The sequence below is a fragment of the Dolichospermum sp. UHCC 0315A genome, from assembly GCF_008121535.1.
In the GTDB taxonomy this organism is placed as follows: domain Bacteria; phylum Cyanobacteriota; class Cyanobacteriia; order Cyanobacteriales; family Nostocaceae; genus Dolichospermum; species Dolichospermum lemmermannii.
The window spans coordinates 4,223,297-4,246,037 of sequence record NZ_CP043056.1; the positions used below are offsets into that span (position 1 = coordinate 4,223,297).

General features: G+C 39.1%; 18 protein-coding genes. 8 read left to right on the plus strand and 10 right to left on the minus strand.

Features of this window, described 5'->3' with window-relative positions; all coding sequences use genetic code 11:
* The first annotated feature begins 26 nt into the window (after window positions 1-26).
* Entirely contained in the window at window positions 27-740 is a 714-nt protein-coding gene (locus BMF77_RS20085; protein ID WP_148765283.1) for a DUF2993 domain-containing protein, read from the plus strand.
* A 103-nt stretch (window positions 741-843) separates the two neighbouring features.
* Here the strand turns inward: BMF77_RS20085 and BMF77_RS20090 are convergent, their stop codons facing one another.
* The gene (locus BMF77_RS20090; protein ID WP_148765285.1) at window positions 844-1,734 is read right to left on the minus strand and encodes a phosphatidate cytidylyltransferase; all 891 of its coding nucleotides are present in this window, start codon (window positions 1,732-1,734) and stop codon (window positions 844-846) included.
* Window positions 1,735-1,914: 180 nt separating this feature from the next.
* The gene (gene cbiT, locus BMF77_RS20095; RefSeq protein WP_148765287.1) at window positions 1,915-2,517 is read right to left on the minus strand and encodes a precorrin-6Y C5,15-methyltransferase subunit CbiT; all 603 of its coding nucleotides are present in this window, start codon (window positions 2,515-2,517) and stop codon (window positions 1,915-1,917) included.
* A gap of 93 nt (window positions 2,518-2,610) precedes the next feature.
* Between cbiT and BMF77_RS20100 the strand changes: the two genes are divergently transcribed.
* Window positions 2,611-4,008 (plus strand): serine/threonine protein kinase, encoded by a 1,398-nt coding sequence (locus BMF77_RS20100; protein ID WP_371735127.1) that lies wholly within the window; start codon window positions 2,611-2,613, stop codon window positions 4,006-4,008.
* Between the two features lie 96 nt (window positions 4,009-4,104).
* Here the strand turns inward: BMF77_RS20100 and psaB are convergent, their stop codons facing one another.
* Together psaB and psaA are read right to left on the minus strand one after the other, a co-directional pair.
* Entirely contained in the window at window positions 4,105-6,336 is a 2,232-nt protein-coding gene (gene psaB, locus BMF77_RS20105) for a photosystem I core protein PsaB (RefSeq protein WP_148765288.1), read from the minus strand.
* Window positions 6,337-6,448: 112 nt separating this feature from the next.
* A complete protein-coding gene (gene psaA / locus BMF77_RS20110) occupies window positions 6,449-8,707 on the minus strand; it encodes a photosystem I core protein PsaA (protein WP_148765290.1) in 2,259 nt (752 codons plus the stop codon).
* 609 nt (window positions 8,708-9,316) lie between these two features.
* On the opposite strand from psaA, the gene BMF77_RS20115 reads away from it, so the two are divergent.
* A complete protein-coding gene (locus BMF77_RS20115) occupies window positions 9,317-10,501 on the plus strand; it encodes a hypothetical protein (RefSeq protein ID WP_371735128.1) in 1,185 nt (394 codons plus the stop codon).
* Here the strand turns inward: BMF77_RS20115 and glsA are convergent, their stop codons facing one another.
* Window positions 10,502-11,416 carry a glutaminase A gene (gene glsA, locus BMF77_RS20120; protein WP_148765295.1) on the minus strand — a complete coding sequence of 305 codons (915 nt, stop codon included), beginning with the start codon at window positions 11,414-11,416 and terminating at the stop codon, window positions 10,502-10,504.
* 269 nt (window positions 11,417-11,685) lie between these two features.
* On the opposite strand from glsA, the gene BMF77_RS20125 reads away from it, so the two are divergent.
* A complete protein-coding gene (locus BMF77_RS20125) occupies window positions 11,686-12,051 on the plus strand; it encodes a hypothetical protein (protein ID WP_148765296.1) in 366 nt (121 codons plus the stop codon).
* A 403-nt stretch (window positions 12,052-12,454) separates the two neighbouring features.
* Here BMF77_RS20125 and aroB read toward each other — a convergent pair whose 3' ends face one another.
* Entirely contained in the window at window positions 12,455-13,579 is a 1,125-nt protein-coding gene (aroB, locus tag BMF77_RS20130) for a 3-dehydroquinate synthase (protein ID WP_148765298.1), read from the minus strand.
* 130 nt (window positions 13,580-13,709) lie between these two features.
* Here aroB and petL point away from each other — a divergent pair, with 130 nt between their 5' ends.
* On the plus strand, window positions 13,710-13,802 hold the full coding sequence (petL, locus tag BMF77_RS20135; RefSeq protein WP_039203706.1) for a cytochrome b6-f complex subunit PetL: 93 nt from the start codon (window positions 13,710-13,712) through the stop codon (window positions 13,800-13,802).
* A gap of 65 nt (window positions 13,803-13,867) precedes the next feature.
* Here the strand turns inward: petL and BMF77_RS20140 are convergent, their stop codons facing one another.
* From BMF77_RS20140 to bioB, 4 genes are all read right to left on the minus strand, one after another.
* The gene (locus BMF77_RS20140) at window positions 13,868-14,638 is read right to left on the minus strand and encodes an Rpn family recombination-promoting nuclease/putative transposase (protein WP_148765300.1); all 771 of its coding nucleotides are present in this window, start codon (window positions 14,636-14,638) and stop codon (window positions 13,868-13,870) included.
* A 16-nt stretch (window positions 14,639-14,654) separates the two neighbouring features.
* Window positions 14,655-17,846 carry a type ISP restriction/modification enzyme gene (locus BMF77_RS20145; protein WP_148765302.1) on the minus strand — a complete coding sequence of 1,064 codons (3,192 nt, stop codon included), beginning with the start codon at window positions 17,844-17,846 and terminating at the stop codon, window positions 14,655-14,657.
* A 92-nt stretch (window positions 17,847-17,938) separates the two neighbouring features.
* A complete protein-coding gene (locus tag BMF77_RS20150) occupies window positions 17,939-18,256 on the minus strand; it encodes a hypothetical protein (RefSeq protein WP_148767115.1) in 318 nt (105 codons plus the stop codon).
* 247 nt (window positions 18,257-18,503) lie between these two features.
* Window positions 18,504-19,505 (minus strand): biotin synthase BioB, encoded by a 1,002-nt coding sequence (bioB, locus tag BMF77_RS20155; RefSeq protein ID WP_210422238.1) that lies wholly within the window; start codon window positions 19,503-19,505, stop codon window positions 18,504-18,506.
* 78 nt (window positions 19,506-19,583) lie between these two features.
* Between bioB and BMF77_RS20160 the strand changes: the two genes are divergently transcribed.
* The 3 genes from BMF77_RS20160 (at window position 19,584) to BMF77_RS20170 (ending at window position 22,733) form a co-directional block, all read left to right on the plus strand.
* On the plus strand, window positions 19,584-20,156 hold the full coding sequence (locus tag BMF77_RS20160; RefSeq protein WP_148765306.1) for a GNAT family N-acetyltransferase: 573 nt from the start codon (window positions 19,584-19,586) through the stop codon (window positions 20,154-20,156).
* 69 nt (window positions 20,157-20,225) lie between these two features.
* Entirely contained in the window at window positions 20,226-21,077 is an 852-nt protein-coding gene (locus tag BMF77_RS20165) for a DUF6671 family protein (RefSeq protein WP_148765308.1), read from the plus strand.
* Window positions 21,078-21,275: 198 nt separating this feature from the next.
* Complete coding sequence (locus tag BMF77_RS20170; protein ID WP_148765310.1) at window positions 21,276-22,733, plus strand: YdiU family protein; 1,458 nt, start codon at window positions 21,276-21,278, stop codon at window positions 22,731-22,733.
* Window positions 22,734-22,741: the final 8 nt, after the last annotated feature.

The following is a 22,741-nucleotide window of genomic DNA, read 5'->3' on the forward strand; positions in this document are numbered from 1 at the left end:
ATTTACATTGATGTAACCGTCGAAAAATGACAGAACCAAGTTCCCCAAATCCAAATAATAGCAGAGTCAGGATCATTACAAAAGTTTTAACATCAGCGATTAAGCTCTGGTTAAGAAGCCAATTGAATCAAGTAGCTCATTTAGAGGTACAGATAGAAGCAAGCGATCGCCAATTACTTTCTGGTTACATTCCTGGAGTATCAATTTCTGCTAGTAATGCAGTGTATCAAGGTCTTCGTGTTACACAAATCGAACTTGAGGCAGAAAAAATCCAACTGAATGTTGCTGCAATATTAAAAGGACAACCTTTGCAATTATCAGCAATAGTCCCTGTGGTTGGTAAGCTGATTATCACCGCACAGGATCTTAATAACTCTCTTTCATCTCCATTATTATTAACGGCTATAAATGATGGACTGATTCCACTATTAGCAGAATACAGCCTAAATTACCCGTTTATTACTTGGGAAAAAATCACCCTTGACAACCAGGTATTGATCCTACACGGTATCCCCATTTCTGAAACAGAAGGGGCATTTTTCAATATTCATTTAGGCTTAGAACTACGCAATGGTCAAGAACTGCAATTAACGCAGGTTCAGGTAAAGACCGATCAAGAGGTGCTTTTGGAAAGGAATTCTCCTTATATGATAAACCTGGGAACAGATGTTGATATCGAAAAAATTTCCCTGCTGCCAGAACAATTAACTTGTTATGGACGTATTAATATTAACCCATAACTATTAAAAAATCAAAACTCAATATTCCCTGAATTTACTTTAAATTGTATGGCTATTGTGAGTGACATGAGCAAGTTGAGATTAAATCTTATCTTAGTTCCTATTACAGCGTTTTTTCTAATAAAGGTAAAAGTAATGTAACGAAATAATACACTAGAGGAGCAGTGAAAATATAGCTATCGGTGCGATCTAAAATCCCCCCATGACCAGGGATTAATTGACCTGAATCTTTGACACCGGCATCACGTTTCAGCAAGGATTCTGTTAAGTCACCCAACAAACTAGCGATACCAATAATTAGACCTAATGTGACACCAGTGATTAACCAATGGGGAAAATGGAGAAGGTAAGCTCCTACCATAGCAACAGCGACACTGGCAGTAATGCCAAAAACAGCACCTTCTACAGTTTTTTTGGGACTAATATCTGATAATCGCGTTTTCCCGAAGAATTTACCAAAAGTATAAGCGCCAATATCCGCAGCCCAAATACATAAGAACGTGAGGATAGTCGCAGTTAAACCCGCGGGGAAGGCAGTTAAATTACCTTGTCCAATATCTTGCCAATTAGATGGCCAATAACCACCTAAAGGTAAATTACTGCTAATAGCATGATCAATTCCTCGTAAGCGGACCCAGTAACTTGGTAAGTAACCGACATAAAACAAACCCATAATAGAAGCGGAAATATCCGCAATGGTGGCTAATTTGGGTTGAAATAGTAAATAAAAACAAATAAGTGTCCCGGCTATGGGCATAATTGCATCAGCTAAACTACCATTCAGAGTACAAATTGCCAGTAGAACTTGACTAACAATCATAGTAGTTTTGACTGAGGGTGTGATGCCGCGAGAACGGACCAAATTAAAATATTCTTGTTGACCTAAAAATACGACAATAGCGATCGCTATCGTAAAATACCAACCCCCTAAGAGAGTTGCAGATAGCGCCATCATAATCGCAATAATTCCACTAATAATTCGAGGCCAGGGCATAAGCAATTAAAAATTAAGAATTAACAATTGAAAATGAGGGTAAGGAGTCACGGAGTCAGAAGAGAGGAGTTAGGAGGCAGAAGAAACAAAGGAAAAAAGCTAAATAGAAGGTAGAACAGATTTATTTCTGACTTTTATCCATGTCCAATCCATCATTGTCAATTTTCAATTTTCAATTGTTTAATCTAGTTTTTCACCACTGAGAATGAAAATAGGATCGGCTGCTACAAAGGTTTGAGAATAGCCCCGTGTTTCTAAGCGATTTACCGCTGACTGGACAACTTCAATATTCCTAACTCTCAACTGAGAAAAGCTTTGAGAAATAGCATACAGACTTTCTAGACTAGCAGCAGTAGCGACCACTCGGCCAGATGTTGGTAAATATTGCCAGGCAGCTTGGACAATTTCCTGTATGGCTTTTCCACCTTCAATGCAGATCCGATCAGGTAGTAACTTGATTTGATCTAAGCATTCTGGGGCGCTACCTTCAATTACTTCGACGTTTTTGACTTCAAAGCGATCGCAGTTGCGTCTAATTAGGTTCGCAACATCCTCATCTCTTTCGATAGCAATCACTCGTCCGTGGGGACACAATAAGCTCACCTCTATAGGAATTGTACCTGTTCCTGCGCCAATATCCCACAATACAGAATCGGCTTGTAGTCGCAATTGGGAAATCAACAGCAATCTTAATTCTCGCTGACTGAGGGGAATACCTGGTAAATTCTCAAATAATTCGTCGGGAATACCTGGGGTAATATAAGGCCAAAGTGGGGAAGGCATAAGCAATTAAAAATTAACAATTAAAATTTAACAATTGGGAAAGGGGAAGATAATTTTGGTAGTTATGCTCATCAATGACATCAGGAAACTGCAATGATGAATAAGGAAATATTAGCTAATCGCTATGAAGTTCAACAACAGCTAGGCAAAAAAGCCGGGAGAAGGACTTTCTTAGCTACTGATTTAGTAACTGGAAAATCGGTAATTGTCAAGTTACTTGCTTTTAGTAATGATTTTGAATGGGATGATCTCAAATTATTTGAGAGAGAAGCTCAAACTTTAAAATCTTTATCACATCCCCATATTCCTGCATACTTAGACTATTTTGAGGTCAATTCCTCTAGATATAAAGGATTTTCCCTGGTTCAGACTTATATCCCAGCCCAAACTTTAGAACAATATTTACAAGCTGGGAGGAAATTTACAGAAATTGAAGTTAAAGAAATTGCTAAAGCAGTTTTAGAAATTCTTAAATACTTGCATGAGTTAAATCCACCTGTTGTCCACCGTGATATTAAGCCTAGCAATATTTTATTAGGAGAGCGCTCTGGCAATAGTGTCGGTTCAGTTTATTTAATAGATTTTGGTTCAGTCCAAACTATCCTAGCAGCAGAAGCAGGGACAAGAACTGTTGTGGGGACTTATGGTTATATGCCACAGGAACAGTTTGGAGGGCGTACTGTTCCCGCTTCTGACCTTTATAGTTTAGGATGCACAATAATTTATTTGGTGACAGGGACTAACCCAGCGGATTTACCACAAAAGGATTTTCGCATTCAATTTCAGCAAGTTGCTAATATTAGTCCTAGTTTTGCTAAGTGGTTGGAGCAAATTACAGAACCCAGTTTAGAAAAGCGTTTTGCCACGGCAACTCAAGCACTCACAGATTTAGAGCATCCAGAAGAGACTAATATCAAAGCTTTAACTGTTAGGAAACCAGTCGGTAGTAAAATTCAATTAACCAAAAATGAAGATACTTTAGAAATTATTATTCCTCCGGTTGGCTTTCAATCTTCAATGGTATTTGTAGGTTTTTTTGCCATAGCCTGGAATTCTTTTATCTTATTTTGGACTATTGGTGTTTTGTCTGCTCCCTTTCCTACTAATATACCCTTTGCCTTATTTTCATTACCTTTTTGGGGCGTAGGCTTTTCGATGATATATGGTATATTTTCCAGTTTATTTGGTAGTGCCAAAATACATATAGATTCCCAACAAATTTCTGTGAATTACCAGTTATGGAAATGGACAATCCCCCGTCGTCGTTCATTCTCTAGAGAAAATATTGATAAATTAGTTTATACACCGAGATATTTTACTAAAGACTCAGACGGGGATAAAACTCAAGTACCTGCAAAATTGGTAATTTGGGCAGGAGTCGAAAAATTTGAGTTTGATGTTAATACTTTCACCATCAAATCTGAAGCAGAATTAGAATGGTTAGCGAGGGAATTAAGTGATTGGTTAGGGATAGAAATCACCAGTCCTTAGTTTTTAGGGGCTTAGCAATGCTAAACTCAAACCCATTAAAAAAATCCCCCACCTTACGGCAGGGGATTTTTAATTACCTAAAACTAGTAGTTAAGATCAACCGAACTTACCAGCAGTAGAAGCAATGAGGAACGCTGCGTAGGTGAGGATGTAGCCAACAGTGAAGTGAGCTAAACCAACCACACGAGCTTGAACAATGGAGAGAGCAACGGGCTTGTCCTTCCAGCGAACCAAGTTAGCTAAAGGAGTACGTTCGTGCGCCCAAACCAAGGTTTCAATTAACTCTTGCCAGTAACCTCTCCAAGAGATGAGGAACATGAAGCCAGTTGCCCAGACGAGGTGTCCAAAGAGGAACATCCAAGCCCAAACAGACAGGTTATTCATGCCGTAGGGGTTGTAACCGTTAATCAACTGAGCAGAGTTAGCCCAGAGGTAATCACGGAACCAGCCCATCAGGTAGGTAGAGTTTTCGTTGAACTGAGCAACGTTACCTTGCCAAATACCTAGATGTTTCCAGTGCCAGTAGAAGGTTACCCAACCAATGGTATTCAACATCCAGAACATAGACAGGTAGAAAGAGTCCCATGCGGAGATATCGCAAGTACCGCCACGGCCGGGACCGTCGCAGGGGAACGCATAACCGAAGTCCTTTTTATCGGGCATCAGTTTAGAACCACGCGCATCCAAAGCACCCTTAACGAGTACCAAGGTGGTGGTGTGGATAGCCAAAGCGAAAGCGTGGTGAACCAAGAAATCGCCAGGTCCAATGGTCAAGAACAAAGAATTTGTGCCAGAGTTGATGGCATCTAACCAGCCAGACAACCAAACGTTACCAGCATTGGGGTAAGCGGTGTAAGCAATACTGTCGGGGTTAGACAACAGTACATTCAAGCCATACAGAGCTTTACCTTGGGCAGCTTGGATGAATTGAGCAAATACTGGCTCAATCAAGATTTGTTTTTCAGGAGTACCGAACGCAACAACTACGTCGTTGTGAACATATAAACCCAGGGTGTGGAAACCCAAGAAGAGAGATACCCAGCTAAGGTGGGAGATGATCGCTTCTTTGTGTTGTAACATCCGGTCAAGGACGTTACCTTTGTTTTGCTCAGGATCGTAGTCACGAACCCAGAAAATTGCTGCGTGAGCAAAAGCACCAACCATCAAGAAACCAGCGATGTACTGGTGGTGGGTGTACAGTGCTGCCTGTGTGGTGTAATCCTTAGCGATGAAAGCATAAGGAGGCAGAGCGTACATATGCTGCGCTACCAAGGAACAAATAGTTCCCAAAGATGCCAAAGCTAATGACAACTGGAAGTGCAGGGAGTTGTTGATGGTGTCGTAAAGACCTTGGTGGGGCAGGTTGAACTGACCTTCGCTCTTGCTACCGGGAACTAAACCAGATTTGGAGTTCAGCATTTCTTTGATGCTGTGACCAATTCCGAAGTTAGTCCGGTACATATGACCAGCGATGATGAACAAAACTGCGATCGCCAAGTGGTGGTGAGCCATGTCAGTCAACCACAAGGATTCTGTTTGGGGGTGGAAACCGCCCAAGAAGGTCAGAATCGCAGTCCCAGCACCAGTGGAAGTACCAAATAACTGGCCAGCGGTGTCAGGGTTCTGAGCGTAAACGCCCCAGTTACCTGTAAAGAAAGGAGTTAAACCTTCTGGATGGGGAGCTACAGTCAAGAAGTTATCCCAGCCCACGTGGATACCACGAGATTCAGGAATGGCAACGTGAACCAAGTGACCTGCCCAAGCGAGAGAACTAACACCGAATAAAGCCGATAAGTGGTGGTTTAGACGGGGTTCAGCACTCTTGAACCAAGAGAGGCTAGGACGGAACTTGGGTTGTAAATGTAACCAACCAGCAAACAGGAACAGTGCTGCCAACAAGAGCAAACCAACAGAACCAGTATATAGTTCTGTGTTTGTCCGCATCCCGATGGTGTACCACCAGTGATAAACACCGGAGTAAGCAATGTTTACGGGGTTGCTTGCACCAGCTTGGGTGAAAGCGTCAATTGCAGGCTGACCGAAGTGAGGGTCCCAAATTGCATGGGCAATGGGACGGACGTGCAAGGGATCTTTAATCCACTGTTCAAAGTTACCTTGCCAGGCCACGTGGAACAGGAGGCTGGATGCCCACAGGAAGATGATTGCCAAGTGACCGAAGTGCGTAGCGAAAATCTTTTGGTAAAGATTTTCTTCCGTCATGCCATCGTGGCTTTCAAAATCGTTGCCTGTAGCGATCGCATACCAAATCCGACGAGTAGTCGGGTCCTGTGCGAGATCCTGGCTAAATTTTGGAAATTTTGTTGCCATAGGTGTGATCTGTCCTCTGACCTTTAGCCATTATTTGTCAGCAAAATTTTAGATTTTAGATTCTGGATTTTGGATTAAATCTCAAATCCAAAATCCAAAATTCCACTGATTCTTATCCTACTGAAAGGATGTGTGCGTGGAAGAATGCCCAAGTGGTAGCAATTCCTCCTAATAGGTAGTGAGCCACACCTACAGCCCGACCTTGAGTGATGCTCAGTGCGCGAGGCTGAATTGTTGGGGCTACTTTCAGTTTATTGTGCGCCCAAACAATGGACTCAATTAATTCTTGCCAGTAGCCACGACCACTGAACAGGAACATTAAGCTGAACGCCCAAATGAAGTGAGCGCCTAAGAACATGAGTCCGTAAGCGGATAACTCAGTTCCGTAGGAGTTAATTACTTGTGTAGCTTGCGCCCACAAGAAGTCACGTAACCAACCGTTGATGGTGATAGCACTTTCTGCAAAGTTGCCACCAGTAATGTGATTTACTGTGCCATCTGCATCTACTGTTCCCCAGACATCAGATTGCATCTTCCAGCTAAAGTGGAAAATTACAATTGATAAGGAGTTATACATCCAGAAGAGTCCGAGGAAGATGTGATCCCAACCGGAAACTTGGCAAGTACCGCCACGTCCTGGACCATCGCAAGGGAATCGGAAGCCTAAGTTAGCCTTGTCTGGAATCAGACGAGAACTGCGGGCATACAATACACCTTTGAGCAAGATGAGAACAGTAACGTGAATGGTGAATGCGTGGATGTGGTGAACCATGAAGTCCGCTGTACCCAAAGCAATGGGCATCATTGCGACCTTACCGCCTACAGCTACCAATCCGCCACCAAAAGCATGACTAACTACTTGAAGAGCGTTAGGTGCTGTGTTACCGGGAGCTAATGTGTGCAGGTTTTGCACCCATTGAGCAAATACTGGTTGCAATTGAATTGCACTGTCGGAGAACATATCCTGGGGACGACCCAAGGCACGCATGGTGTCATTGTGAATGTATAAACCAAAGCTATGGAAGCCTAAGAATATAGATACCCAGTTGAGGTGAGAAATGATAGCGTCACGGTGACGAATCACGCGATCCAATACGTTGTTTTGGTTAACAACAGGATCGTAGTCCCGCACCATGAAGATGGCTGCGTGAGCAGCACCACCAACAATCAAGAAACCACCGATCCAAATATGGTGAGTGAAGATACACAATTGTGTTGCGTAATCAGTTGCCAAGTAAGGATAGGGAGGCATCGCGTACATATGATGGGCGATGATGATTGTCAAGGAACCCAAGAAAGCTAGGTTAGTAGCTAATTGAGCGTGCCAAGAAGTGGTGAGGTTTTCGTAAAGACCTTTGTGACCTTCGCCAGTGAAAGGACCTTTGTGAGCTTCGAGAATATCTTTGATGTTGTGACCGATACCCCAGTTGGTACGGTACATATGACCAGCAACGATGAACAGTACAGCGATCGCTAGGTGGTGATGAGAAATATCAGTCATCCACAAGCCGCCTGTAACTGGGTTTAAACCGCCCTTAAATGTGAGGATATCCGCGTAAGCGCCCCAATTTAAGGTGAAGAAAGGTGTTAAACCACTAGCGAAACCAGGGTAAAGTTCTGCCATTTTTGCTGTATTAAACAGCAACTCATGAGGCAGAGGGATGTCCTTAGCTGCTACACCTGCATCTAACAATTTGTTGATTGGTGCAGAAACGTGGATTAAGTGACCAGCCCATCCTAAAGAACCACAGCCTAGCAACACTGATAAGTGATGATTCAGCATTGACTCCACGTTCTGGAACCATTCCAGTTTAGGAGCGCGTTTGTGGTAGTGGAACCAGCCAGCAAATAAGAACAAGCCTGCTAATACCAAGCCGCCAATTGCAGTTACATATAGCTGGAAGGAGCTAGTGATACCCCAGCCACGCCATACTTGGAACAAGCCAGATGTGATTTGAATGCCGCGGAAACCGCCGCCCATATCACCGTTTAAAATGTCTTGACCAACAATAGACCAAACAGTTTGAGCGCTAGGCTTAATGCCTAACGGGTCAGCCAGCCAAGCTTCGTAGTTAGAGAACTTAGCACCGTGGAACAACATCCCGCTCAACCAGATTGCTACTATGGACAAATGTCCGAAGTGAGCGGCGAATATCTTGCGGGAGATGTCTTCTAAATCGCTTGTATGTGTATCAAAATCATGGGCGAGGGCATGGAGATCCCAAATCCAGGTTGTGGTTTTTGGGCCTCTCGATAAGGATCTGTCGAAATGTCCTGGCTTTGCCCATTTTTCAAATGAGGTAGGAACCGGATCATTGTCAACGATCACTCTTGCTTTTTTTTCCTCTCGCTCCGGAGGACTAATCGTCATTCGACCTCCTCTCTATAAGGAATGGGGAATCATGAATACCACCTAGAATAGCACAGTCGCTGTTTTCCGATTGCTCTTGTCCAGCGATGCGGTTGCCGTGTGGAAAAGAAAAGTTGTTTCTGTTGAATTATAGAGTGAGAACTTGCACATTGTTATAGGCCTGTTAACAATAATTAAACATAGCCAAGTTTATGGTCTAATTTACGTTACCAGTTCCTATACATTGTTCAAATGTCAATAGACTCTTCATTTAATTTACAAAGAACAACAATTTGCAAAACTGATGATTTATACGGAAATCGGCTTAAACCCTTGCTGTTTAGCTACTTTTACCCAAAATTAGCGGTCTATAAGCAAATTATTTTCCCGGGATTAAGTCAAAAAAATCACTTATTTGGTATTTTAATCAAAGAAAAGTAAGTAGATTTATAACTTTGGTCATAGATTTATGCTCTTAATCCATAGTCCATGAGTCATAATTTGCGCCACAATGATTGCGTCAATTGTTAAAAACTATTAAGGAATAAAAACATGAACACTGGGTGCAGAAAATTTTTTGAGTTACTTTTCTCAAATAGATTCCCAATTATTAAATGGGTTGTTACATTAGTGCTAGTTGTAAATCTGAGTAGTTGCGCTGAAGCAGCAAATAGCCAGGAAATATCTATCAATCCCTTCATGAAAGCGTCCCCAGCTTCAGAAATTTCTGGGACATTTTCCGAAACCGCACCACCAAATGTTATCCAAGCATTGCGTCCCAGTTTGGAGGGTTATCAACCCCAAGTCAGCATCCTCAGTCCCCAGGTAGATGAAATTCTTCAAGACAATATAGTTAAAGTAAGGTTACAAGTTAAGGACTTACCGATATTTAAAGACCCTCAATGGCAACTTGGTCCCCATTTGGACCTAATTTTAGACAATCAGCCCTATATAGCTGTTTACGATGTAAATCAGCCGGTGGTATTGTCAGACTTATCCCCTGGTACGCATACTCTTCGCGTTTTTGCTTCTCGTCCGTGGCATGAAAGTTTTAAAAATGAAGGTGCTTATACTCAAACCACATTTCACGTCTTGACGAAAACCGAGGAAAACAACCCAGATTCTAAATTACCGTTACTTACTTATAGTCGTCCCAATGGTGGTTATGGTGCAGAACCCATTATGCTGGATTTTTACCTAACTAATGCACCATTGCATAGTCTCGCTGAAACTAATCCTGAAGATACAATGAGCAATTGGCGCATTCGGAGTACAGTTAATGGTGAAAGCTTTATTCTTGATCGTTGGCAACCTATTTATCTCAAAGGGTTTAAACCTGGTAAAACTTGGGTAAAACTGGAATTCCTCGATAATCAAGGACAACCTGTGAAAAATGCCTTTAATACCAGTATCAGATTAATTAATTATCAACCCAATGGTCAAGATACTTTATCCAAAATTGTCAGAGGGGAATTGACAGCAGATGAAGTCCGTGGCATTGTAGACCCAACGTATACTGCTAAAATTACAGCTACTGAGGCTACACCAACTCCAGCAACGAAAGCAGAGAAACAGCCAATTCCTGAAGTTAAAGTTCCTGAAGTTAAAGTTCCTGAAGTTAAAGTTCCTGAAGTTACACCAACTCCAGCAACGAAAGTAGAGAAACAACCAGTTCCCGAAGTTAAAATTCCTGAAGTTAAATCAACTCCCGTTGCGTCTCCCCCAGTAGCAGCAGAAGCAAAAGTCACGGAAACAGAGGAATCAAATTTACCTAGCGAGACAATGGAAAATCCTAAATCTCAATTTCAAGAGTAATTAAATAAAAATACTCAGTTGCAAACTTTGAGATAAAGTTTCCATTAGTGCCAAACCAGCTACAGGATTACCTACAATATCTAAAGCAGGACTGTAGCTGGCGATCGCTCCCTGATTTGGTATGATGGCCACAAGTCCACCACCAATACCTGATTTTATTGGTAAACCAATTTTCACAGCATACTCAGCGGAAGCTTCATATAAACCGCAAGTTAACATCACCGCATTCACAATTTGACGGTGTTGATTTTTGATCACCTCGCTTTTGCAAGCTAATACTTTTCCTAACTTCGCTAAATCTTCCACTGTCCCAGATATACAACATATTTGCTCATAAACATCAAGAGATAATTCAATATTATTTAAATGTCCAGCTTCGTAGAGATAGTTAGTAATATCTATATTTATCTGAGAACGACTAGCACGGACTGAAGCTAGAATATTTGCATCTATATATAATTGAGTATCTGCTAATTTATTTAACCATTTACAAAACAATTGTGTAGACTCATTTGCATCCTTTCCTGGTAACTTATCAGCGAGAGTAATAGCACCACTATTAATCATGGGGTTGCGAGGATATCCATTATCTGCTATTAATTGCACTAAAGAATTAAAAGGCGCGTCCGAGGATTTAACACCAACCCATTGTAAAACCTGTTTTACTCCGTAATATTCGAGCAGGTATAGTAGAGAAAATGGCTTTATCACACTCATAAATGGAAACACACAAGCCGTATCTCCCAAACTATAATTTTCTCCTGGTTCGCAACTTATATGAACAGCAAAACGGTTAGGATTAACAATAGCTAATTGAGGAATGCGTTCAATAACTTTTCCCTGTGCTGCTTGGGTTTTTGATTGTTCTACCCAGCTAGATAAATTATGTATATTAATGCTTTTTATTCCTAGCACAAGCCGAAACCTCAAATTAAAACATAATCTGGATTATATCTTAATGAGTATTTACTCTAACCTTTCATGTAACTAATTTTCAATAAAAAGCCGAAAATTTACGTGATATTAGCAATTACGGGTAATTGGTAAAAGGCAATAAAAAGATAAATGTTCCCTGTTCCCTGTTCCCTGTTCCCTGTTCTTAGGTAAGATAGACTGATTAACAACCAAGTTGTCGGAAAAGATAAATTGGTTTATTTCCCTAATAACAAGGTTTTTAACAGTACATGAACAAAAGATTTATTTTAACTTTAATTTCTAGCCCCGTATTGTTCACATCCATGTTATCTATGGTGATGATGGCTAGACCTGCTCATGCTAGTCAAACAATTGACGCTACTAGGACTCATCTATCTTGCGTCATGTCTCCCCATTCTGCAACTCCGAAAAAGGTATGTATACAGGTAAGTAATACTTCTCCTGCTGTCGCAAAAGAACCCATGCAAATAGCACAAGTAGATACAAATAATCCCAAAGAACTAGAATTTTCTGATGCTGAAAGTGATTTAGCTATCAAGCTATTTGGCTGTGATTGCCCTGTTTGTATCAATGCTGCCCGTCAATTGAATGGTTCAGCGCCTTTACCAGTATAGAAGGAAAGGGCAAACAGCAGGAAGCGGGGGAAGAATTTTCTTCTTCTTCTTTCTTCTTTTTTGTGAACTACCTACACTTCCCTTGCGGGTAAGTATAGGCTTCCTACCCAGTTAACAGCTTTTTGCTCTTCGAGAACAACAAGACTGATGTTAAGGCGATAGGCTGACCCCTCGTTCCAAAGGCAAAATCAAGGTTAATCAAAAAAAATGATCATGTATCTAGCTTGGTTATCGCTATTCTCTCGCCTTGCCGAGATATTCAATTCATAACACAAATTTTGTGAATTGTCTTCATGTTTTCCTTCCTTGCTTGCTGTCGCGTTGGTCGGAAAACCGTCGTCAATTCACGCGCCATTCATCCCCCCCCGCTACCCTATCGGGTCAGACGTGGGGCTTCTGTCGGTTAAGCTAAACTCCTGACTCCTGACTCCTGACTCCTATTTCCTAATAATACTTCTCGAATTATTTCCGTTGGTACTTCGTCCGTAACTTTGACTGCACCAATTTGGGTTGGTAATACAAAGCGGACTTTACCAGATTTAACTTTTTTGTCTAGTTGCAAAGCATCAATAAGAGCATCAATATCTAAATCTGCGGGTATTTGGGTAGGTAAACCTGCTTTTTTGATTAAGGCGTTTTGACGTTCTGTGTCTGCTTGTGTCCAAAGTCCTAATTTTACAGCAATGTCTCCGGCTGCTACCATACCAATGCCGACAGCTTCACCATGTTTGAATAAACGGTACTCTGTGAGGCTTTCTACTGCATGACCGATAGTATGACCATAATTTAAAATTGCTCTGAGTCCAGATTCTTTTTCATCTTTGCCGACAACATCTGCCTTTGCTTGACAGGAATGAGTTAATATGCTGTTTATCAGGTCGGATTTCACATAGCGGAGTTGGTCAAGGTGTTTGCTTGCTGTTAGTTGAGTAAATAACTCGGTGTCCCAAATGATCCCGTATTTGATCACCTCTGCCATTCCTGCCCGAAATTCCCTAGCAGGCAGGGTTTTTAAGACTTCTGGGTCAATTAAAACTAGACTGGGTTGATGAAATGCACCAATCAAGTTTTTACCGTGGGGATGATTTACGCCGGTTTTGCCACCAATAGCTGAATCTACCATTGCTAAGAGACTGGTAGGAACTTGCACTACATTGATGCCTCTGAGCCATGTGGCGGCAGCAAAGCCTGTCATATCACCAATTACCCCTCCTCCCAAGGCGACCATTGTTGAGGAGCGTTCTAGGCGATTTTCCAGGGCGATGTCGTAGAGTTTTTGAATGGAGTTGAGGGTTTTGTAGCGTTCTCCGGGGGGGAGGTTGTAGCTGACGACTTGAAAACCGGCATTTTGCAAAGATGCGATCGCTCTTTCGCCATAATATTTAAATATCATCGGGTTGGAAACTAGCAATACTTTCTTACCTAGTTTCAAACTCGCCATTTGTTCACCTAGTTGATCTAAACTCCCAGGTGCAATGGTAATATCATAAGACTTTTCAGGTATATCTACTTTAATTACAGAACTCATTCCCTAGCCCTAATATAATCACTCGTCTGGGTATTTTACCGCAATTTGACAACCTCTTTTCCATTCCCTGTTCCCTTTCATAATTATTGATGATTGAATAGAAATAAGTAACTAATCTGGAGTAAAACAAATGGCTGTAGTTGAATATATTGTCTTTCTAGGCGTGTTTATGGGTGTAGCTGTAGGCTTGTTATTTGGTCTACGCGGAGCTAAGATAATTTAACCCTACAATTATACGCTAATTAAACCCACATAAAGTGGGTTTAGGTATCAATATCAATCAGATGTCTATTTACTACTTTGCGTTTTTATTGCTTGTTTCACCACTTCGATCTCTAACTCAAGTATCCGAGCAATTTGTTCTACAGTTAGCCCCTCATTTAACAGTCTAGGAATGGTTTTTAACTTCGTTTCTTCTGCAACTTCTTGATAAAATCGGGTTTTTTGCCATTCTGTTAATCCTAACATTGCTTCTAACTCCTGACGGCTATAGGTTGAGAATTTGTAAACCAACATTCTTTCTACTAATTCTAAAAGATTACGACTCTTGGCCGCATCTGCTTTTTCCACCAGATTAATCAAAGTTTTTGCTTCTTGGATAGCTTCATCTTCAGGGGAAACTACTAATTTAATAATACCTAAACCAATTGAAGATGATGTATCGGTTATTTCATCTAAGTAAACGACATGAATTAGTCCAGCAGTTAGTAAAGTTTGATATGCTAAGGGTATACCAGGATCAAGATCCCGATTTGCCCACAATACTACAGCTTGCCATGTTCTTTGGGGTTTATATTGGTTCAAATAAAGAAATGCTTCTGTAATTAATCGCCAGTATAAATTATCATCGCGTTGGAATTGTACTTCTACAAAATAAATCGGGTCTTGTGGGTACTCTGGTTTGGGTAAAAATAAGCCATCTATCCGTCGGGCTAATTCTTTGATTTCCACGGAGGAAAATTCGTAGTGTAAAGCTAGTGTTGGTGACTGTTCTAGCAGTTCAAATAACACACTGGGGAGATTTTGGAGTAATGTGTAAAATATCGTGTCTGTCTTCATATCTTGTTGTTAACTATTATTCTAACGGAAAACTGCCATATTTTTCAATAATTATATCAATATCTTCCATAATCTTAATCGTCTCCGATATGATAGAAATAATATTTTGATAATGATTAATATCATCAAAGTTTAATTCTCTTCCTTTTCTATCTTTTAGCCATTTTTGACAAACTTGATAACCACCAATATAGAAATTCCAGATTTGTTGCGGAACTTGATCAAAATACTGTTCAGCATTTATCCAAATTTGTTGATGATTTTCATTATATTTAACTTGTTCCACAATATCAGAACCAGGAATAGGATAAGTAGAAATTTCTGTTCCTGTTTCTTTCATTAAATGATATTTGACTAATTTATCACCTTTGATTACTAATTCCCAAAAAAGCGCAGCATTGGAAGTTAAAGGAACACGAGGAAAATCAATCTTTAAAAATTCGGCGTAACGTTGACGGTAGTTAGGAGAATGAAAAATAGCGTAAATGTAATTAAAAATATCCTCTGGTCTAAAGGTTTTAGTTTTATCTCCTTTTCCATCAAAAATAAATTCTAAATCTAGTTTTTGGGAAAATTCACTAATAAATTCTGGGGATAAATTCGGTTTACGTCCTCCAGGTGCGTTAGTTGGTGGAGAATCAAATAAACTTGGGGTATCTGTTGGGTAAAGATAGAGAGGGAAAATATATGATGCTCTATCATGAGAACAACATTTTTTTTCAGCCCCAAATGTTGTAGAGAATACATGACAAAATTCTAAATTAGTAATTTGACGAGTAGTAATCAGGGCTAAATTTTCATTCAAAATTAGATGATTCATAACTTCACCTCTAGGTCTAGAATGAAATCCTCCTGATTTTCCAGAGTAATATGTATATTTATAATCAAATGGACGATAATTTATTTTGATAATATTTTTCTGATTAATACCAGAATTTCTCAAGTCTTTTTTAGCTAAATTAATTTGCCAATCTTGCGTATCCTTGCCAATTTCATATTTTATTCTTGCTTCTTCAATCTCTAAAGATAAAAAATCATTAATCTTTTTCCATATATCTTCCGAGTTATTTGATAATGTGAAACTATCTCTAGCTGTAACTATTCCATCACTATTGACAGCCATAACTTCATTAATTTTGACAAATGAGTTATATTCTAATTCCAGATTTTTCTCTTGTACTTTAAATAAATAAAAAGACGGTTGTGGTAAAATCTCAGTCCAATTAGTTGAACTAATATCATTTTCCGCTAACCAATGATATTTACCACCAACCAACTCTTTATTTTCATAAACCTCCCTCATACCCCATAAATCAGCATGATAAACCGTTGCTAATTTTTGCTGACTATGTTCATATTTAATAAAAATACTGATTGCTACCCCTTGCTGAATATCAAAAACATTTTTATCCTGTGAACCGTCAGTACAAACTTCTTTCTTCTTGCTATTACCATGTAAATCTAAAACATAAATCTCATCAAAAGTTTGCATCAAATTTTGACGCATTCCCCTAAAAGTTGGATTATCTAAATAACCATGATTCGTAATTAAAGCCACAATACCATAACCCGTTTCTGAAACTCGATGTTGAGCAAAACGGATAAACTTTACATAATCATCTAATAATCCTTTGGGGTTTCTTTCTCCTAAAGGTTTCCCGTCTACTTGATAATAATCTCGAACTAATCCCACAATCCAAGGGTCAGTATTTATAGATTCGTAAGAATAGGGAGGATTTCCTAAAATTACCATCACAGGAACATCTTGTTTTATATCTTTTGCTGCTTCCGCTTCATCTCTAATTCTGTTCATAAAACCATCAGCAGCAGGAATTTGAAAAGCTTCTTGTAATGTATTAGTTAAATAAATCCTTAACCGTTCCTCAGAACTAAAATCATAACCCAATTCTTGCAACTGTAAACCTAACTTCATGTGTGCTACAGTATAGGGTGCCATCAACAATTCAAAACCAAATAATCGCGGTAATAAATGTTGACTTACATAACTTGACCACATCCCTTTTTGAGATTTAAACTTATCATAAATAAAATCAATCACACTGTGCATAAAAGTCCCTGTTCCCACCGCAGGATCTAAAATCAAAACTTGATGAGTTTCGATAGTTCCCTCACCCTTGGGATTAGGAATTTTAATTTTTTTAGAATCTGCTAAACCTTTACTAATATTAAACTTATGTTTGAGAATATAATCTACACTTTTAACAATATAATCAACCACAGGTTCAGGAGTATAATAAACCCCTCTTGATTCTCGCATTTTGGGATCATATTCTGCCAAAAACGTCTCATAAAAATGCACAACAGGGTCTTCTCTGCGGGTACGTTTACCAAAATCCTGGAGAATTTCTGCCATTTCCGTTTGTTGCAGAATATTCGCTAAATTATCCACAGCCCAACTAATTCTATCATCTAAATCTGGTCCGGCTATTTGTCCAAAAATACTCCTTAAAAAAGGGTTAGTTTTCGGTAATTTAAAAGCTGCTGTTTCCCGTGAAAAAGTATGAGGATTATCAGTATTACACCGTGCTGCAAATAACCCATAACAAATAGTTTGGGCGTACATATCTGCAAATTGTTCAACGGTTAAATCCTTAATTAATACTCGTTGAAATGACTCCAATTGCTGACGTAACATTCCCCCATTATCTACATCATGTAAAGCAGTTTTGATAGCATCTCTCATTAATTGGGCTAAACTAGCCATACGTTTAGCTAAATCTTTTGGTGTCGTGATTTGGGGAACTTTAGCTAATAAAAATTGCTGTAAAAGTTGGTCAACTTCCTGTATTCCTTGTTTATCAACTTTGATTTTTTTGTTTTTATCAAAAGTTCCTAAAGAAGCAGTTAATTTTAATTCTCCTTGAATATACCAGCGAAACTCTAAATAATCAGTTAAAATCAAATTACCTAAAGCCTGAAAATAACGCCCCATTTGGGCTGTTTTTTCTACTTTCTTGAGAGAAATACCAATATCTTTAGCTTCAATATGTCCAATTTCTAAAATACCATTTTTCACTACAAAATCTGGCGCACCGCAAGCTATTCTTTTTGGTTCATTAATAGCTTGAATTTGAGAATCTAAAGATTCCATTAATTTTTTTAATGCTGGGCGATATGTATGTTCTGTGGCATTTTGTTGTTGATAAATTTGTGTAACTTCTTGAATGTAGGTTTGTAGATTATTCATATAATATATAGGATTTGAAAACAATTTAGATTGAATTAAGTAATAAGTAACTCAACTTTAAAAATGACCTTTATCTCCAAATCTTCCCTCGATCATATTCTGCCACTAACTCCCGTTTCATTAATGCCATAAATATGATCAATAACATGAGGATACTTTTCTCTGGCTATTTTACTGGCTACTTCTTGATCTTGATCAATAAAATAATCCCCGCTATCAGGTTCAATAGCAATATACCAACCATAGTATTTATCTAATATTTCTGGTTTTAACCGCTCAAAAATTACCCAACAACGAGCAGAAAAAGCCTGTCTTCTCGCTCTATCTTCAGCTTTTTGTTCATCAGTCCACTGAATTTCGGGAAATACTCGACCACGACGGACAACTCTTTGGGGTGTGGATTGTGTCATCTTCATCACCTGCTTAAAGTTCATCCTAAATTCTAGCATATTCGAGTCCTCTCCCAGTCAGGGCTACGGTGTACACACAAGTTATCGAATCACCATTATTCCTCAAATTACCCCACCCTAACCCTCCCCTTGCAAAGGGGAGGGAACTAATTTTTCCGGTTTCCCCCCTTTATAAGGGGGGATTAAGGGGGGTAATTTAACTTGTGTGTACACGATAGCCGAGTCAGGGAGAGGTAATTTTCAATTGTTATATCATCACTGGATTAGGTGTTTTTTCCTGCTTTTGAAATGGGGGACGCATTTCCAAACCAAGCAAGTTCAACATTTCTTTATCTGCATCATAATCAGGACAGGGAGTTGTCACCGTCAACATTTTATTATCATCGCTGGAGAAGATGGAATTTGCACCAGCCATGAAGCATAAAGCCTGTTCTACTTGGGAAAGTCTCGCCCTACCTGCACTCAAACGCACGTCAGATTTAGGCATAATAATTCTAGCAGTCGCAATCATCCGCACTACATCCCAAATAGGCACATCTGGTTGATTTTCTAAAGGTGTACCGGGAACTTGAGAAAGAATATTGATGGGTACAGATTCGGGATGAGGTTGTAAATTTGAGAGAGTATGTAACATTCCTACCCGATCTGCGACATTTTCCCCTAAACCGAGAATACCGCCCGAACATACGGTAACATTGGTTTGGCGAACATTGGCAATTGTATTCAGGCGATCGCTATAAGTTCGAGTCGTAATCACTGTGCTGTAATATTCCTCTGAGGTGTCGAGATTATGGTTATAAGCATATAATCCCGCATCTTCTAACCGCTTGGCTTGATTTTCTGTCAACATTCCCAAGGTACAGCATACCTCTAAACCCATACCCGTTACGTCCTTGACCATATCCAGGACTTCCTCAAATTGGGAATTGTCCCGAACTTCTCTCCAAGCAGCACCCATACAAACGCGACTTACACCGCTTTCTTTAGCTGTTTTGGCAATATTTATCACCGTTTCTTTTTCTAACAGTGCTTCGGGTTTTACCTCCGTTTTGTAGCGGGAAGATTGAGCGCAATAACCGCAATCTTCTGGACAAGCACCAGTTTTAATGGAGATAAGTTTACAAACTTGTATTTGTTCAGGTTTGTGATATTGACGATGCACTGTAGCAGCTTGATAAATTAGCTCTAGAAATGGTGTATTATATATTGTCAATATCTCTGTTGGTTGCCAATTGTAGCGTATTCCCACCGTAATTATCCTTTTTGCAGTCTTTTGGTTTAATGTTCAAATTAGTATAGCTGATACAAAATATTTAAATTTGAGTATATGACATCAGAGCCACCAATTCTGACAAGCGATCGCCTAATATTAAGAATGGCAGTGATGGAGGATATTCCTTACATACTCAAATATTTTACGGAAAATAAAGAATATCTTACGCCATTTTATCCTAAATGGGATGAAAATTTTTTCACTGACGATTATTGGGAGTATCAAGTAGAAACGAGTTTCTGGGAATTTGTGAACAACTATTCATTAAAACTATTTATTTATCGGAAACACCAGCCTAGAAAAGTTATGGGAACAGCTAATTTTAGCAACTTTGTCTATAGTGCTGCTCAATTTTGTCAATTAGGATACAGTTTAGCAGAATCAGCACAAGGTTATGGTTACATGACAGAAGCCTTGTCTATTTCCACTAAGTATGTTTTTCAAGAATTAAATCTGCACCGCATTATGGCTAATTATATGCCCCATAATCGCCGCAGTGGTAATGTTCTTAAAAGGGCTGGTTTTGTAGTTGAAGGATATGCTAGAGATTATTTAATGATTAATGGTAAATGGGAAGATCATATTTTCACAAGTTTAACAAATCCCCACTGGCGACCAAATTTATAATAACTCAATAACTCAGATCCCCGACTTCTTGGAGAAGTCGGAGATCTAAAGATAACAAAGGAGAAAATTATGTCAATATATAATAATCGCGTGGCTATTTTGGCGACAATGCACAATAAAGAAAAAGTAATTTCTCCTCTATTTAAAGAACATTTAGGAATTAATGTCATAGTTACTAAAGGCTTAAATACTGATATTTTTGGAACTTTTACCAGAGAAATTAAACGTCCAGATACACAAATTATTACTGCTAGGTTAAAAGCTGAAAAAGCCTTGAAAATGTATGATGAAAAAATAGCCATTGCTAGTGAAGGAAGTTTTACACCGCATCCTCTAGTTCCCTATATTTATGCTAACCGAGAAATAATTATTTTTCTAGATCAAGAAAATGATTTAGAAATTATTGGTGAAGTATTTTCCATAGAAACTAATTTTAATCATCAAACTATATCTAGTTTAGAAGAAGCTGAAGAATTTGGAAATAAAGTAGGTTTCACTGAACATGGCTTAGTAATTTCCTTTGATAATCAAAATACAGGAAAAACAGAATCTATAAAAGGTATTACCAGCCCAGAAAACCTAATCAATTCAGTGGAAATTGCCATCAAAAACACAAATGGTAAATTTAATATAGAAACAGACATGAGAGCAATGTATAATCCTACCAGAATGAAAAATATTGCCTTTGCTACTCAAGACTTAATTAATAAAATTAATAGTTTATGTCCCCAATGTCATACTCCTGGTTTTATGATTAATCAAAAAATCCCTGGACCACCTTGTGAACTTTGTCATCAGCCAACTTCATTAATTAAAGCAGTAATTTTTCAATGTCAAAAATGCGGTTTTACCCAACAACAATTATTTCCTAACAATCAAGAATTTGCTGATCCTAGTTTATGTGAATATTGTAATCCTTAGATCCCCGACTTCTTGAAGAAGTCGGGGATCTATTTTTTTATTTATCATTCTCAAGAAGATATATTATTTTTATAAGCTCGTGATAGCGCAGCGTGACGTTAGCCATTTCTGACAATTTAACTAGCAACTTACGTTAAATTAGCAAGATGGTGAGCTTTTTGTCTATCATTAAATAAATATCAATTAAGCGTAATTATAATGACTCTGGATGAAACTCTCAATCATACTCATGCTACTAATCCTTTGCTTACCCTCAACTATGAATCAGCCCTAGAGTCTTTAGGTAACGACTACTATGATCAAGTTGCAGCCGAGGAATTTCCCCAACTTATGTTACGCTGGCGCAATGACGCACTACTGCCACGCTTAGGAGTTGCGCCCCAAGTAGTTAAAGACGAAGATTTTATTAATGCTTTTGGTAAATTTGAGGGAAGAGAACCGCTGTTAGCACTACGTTATCACGGTTATCAATTTGGACAATATAACTCCCAATTAGGTGACGGTAGAGGCTTTCTCTATGGACAAGTGCGGGGTATTGATGGGGAATTATATGATTTTGGCACAAAAGGTTCGGGAAGAACCCCCTACTCTCGCGGTGGTGATGGAATGCTAACCCTTAAAGGAGGAGTGCGGGAAGTTCTCGCCGCTGAAGCACTTCATCGTTTAGGCGTTCGCACTTCTCGCTGTTTAAGTATGATTGAAACGGGCTTGGGTTTGTGGCGCGGTGATGAACCTTCTCCAACTCGTTCTTCTGTCATGATTCGCATGAGTAAATCTCATATTCGTTTTGGTACTTTTGAACGATTAAACTATTTCAAACGACATGATTTAACTCAAAAGTTGTTAGATCATGTAATTGAACAGTATTACCCGCATTTGCAAGCTGAAAATGATAAATATGCTTTATTTTATGCCGAATTAGTGCAGCGTGTCGCCGAATTAGTAGCACAATGGATGGCAGCGGGTTTTTGTCATGCAGTTCTGAATACTGATAATATGTCAATTACCGGGGAAAGTTTTGACTATGGACCCTATGCCTTTATTCCTACTTACGATCTCCAATTTACGGCGGCATATTTCGATTATTATAAACGTTATTGTTACAGTCAACAACCAGGGATTTGCAAATTAAATTTAGAACTTTTGCAAGAACCTTTAAAGGCAATAATTCATCAAGGTGATTTGGATATTGCTTTATCTAAGTTTGCTGAATATTACCAAGCTGAATATCGAGCCTTGATGTTGAAAAAATTGGGTTTTGAAGATTTACAATTAGCGGAAGCTGATGAATTTTTGCGGTTAACCATTACCTTTTTACATGATAGTCAAGTTGGTTATCATCAATTCTTTGCTGATATAGCTGCTACCTTTTCTAGTAAATGGCGAGATGATCCAGCTTTTGTGATGAATGGTTCTGAAATTAGCCCCGCATTAGGAAAATCACCCACTTTTGATAATTGGTGTTTCCTCTATCATAAAATTCTCAATCATTTTGATCCTGAACAAATGGATAAAATTCACCAAACTTTGATTGAAGCTAATCCCAAAACAGCTTTATTAAGACCTGTGATTGAGTCTGTTTGGGAACGAATCACTGAAGATGATAATTGGCAACCTTTTTATGATTTAGTGGAAACACTGCAAACAGGAAAGTAGTTTGTCAG

Excerpts from the sequence above, each read along its gene's own strand:
- aroB (WP_148765298.1), bottom strand. The coding sequence starts at position 13,579 with ATGAGTTCTGTAATTAAAGTAGATATACCTGAAAAGTCTTATGATATT.
- BMF77_RS20145 (WP_148765302.1), bottom strand. The coding sequence starts at position 17,846 with ATGAATAATCTACAAACCTACATTCAAGAAGTTACACAAATTTATCAA.
- BMF77_RS20165 (WP_148765308.1), top strand. The coding sequence starts at position 20,226 with ATGTCAATATATAATAATCGCGTGGCTATTTTGGCGACAATGCACAAT.
- BMF77_RS20090 (WP_148765285.1), bottom strand. The coding sequence starts at position 1,734 with ATGCCCTGGCCTCGAATTATTAGTGGAATTATTGCGATTATGATGGCG.
- BMF77_RS20125 (WP_148765296.1), top strand. The coding sequence starts at position 11,686 with ATGAACAAAAGATTTATTTTAACTTTAATTTCTAGCCCCGTATTGTTC.
- petL (WP_039203706.1), top strand. The coding sequence starts at position 13,710 with ATGGCTGTAGTTGAATATATTGTCTTTCTAGGCGTGTTTATGGGTGTA.
- BMF77_RS20085 (WP_148765283.1), top strand. The coding sequence starts at position 27 with ATGACAGAACCAAGTTCCCCAAATCCAAATAATAGCAGAGTCAGGATC.
- BMF77_RS20160 (WP_148765306.1), top strand. The coding sequence starts at position 19,584 with ATGACATCAGAGCCACCAATTCTGACAAGCGATCGCCTAATATTAAGA.
- psaA (WP_148765290.1), bottom strand. The coding sequence starts at position 8,707 with ATGACGATTAGTCCTCCGGAGCGAGAGGAAAAAAAAGCAAGAGTGATC.
- psaB (WP_148765288.1), bottom strand. The coding sequence starts at position 6,336 with ATGGCAACAAAATTTCCAAAATTTAGCCAGGATCTCGCACAGGACCCG.
- BMF77_RS20140 (WP_148765300.1), bottom strand. The coding sequence starts at position 14,638 with ATGAAGACAGACACGATATTTTACACATTACTCCAAAATCTCCCCAGT.
- BMF77_RS20100 (WP_371735127.1), top strand. The coding sequence starts at position 2,611 with ATGATGAATAAGGAAATATTAGCTAATCGCTATGAAGTTCAACAACAG.
- BMF77_RS20170 (WP_148765310.1), top strand. The coding sequence starts at position 21,276 with ATGACTCTGGATGAAACTCTCAATCATACTCATGCTACTAATCCTTTG.
- BMF77_RS20150 (WP_148767115.1), bottom strand. The coding sequence starts at position 18,256 with ATGACACAATCCACACCCCAAAGAGTTGTCCGTCGTGGTCGAGTATTT.
- cbiT (WP_148765287.1), bottom strand. The coding sequence starts at position 2,517 with ATGCCTTCCCCACTTTGGCCTTATATTACCCCAGGTATTCCCGACGAA.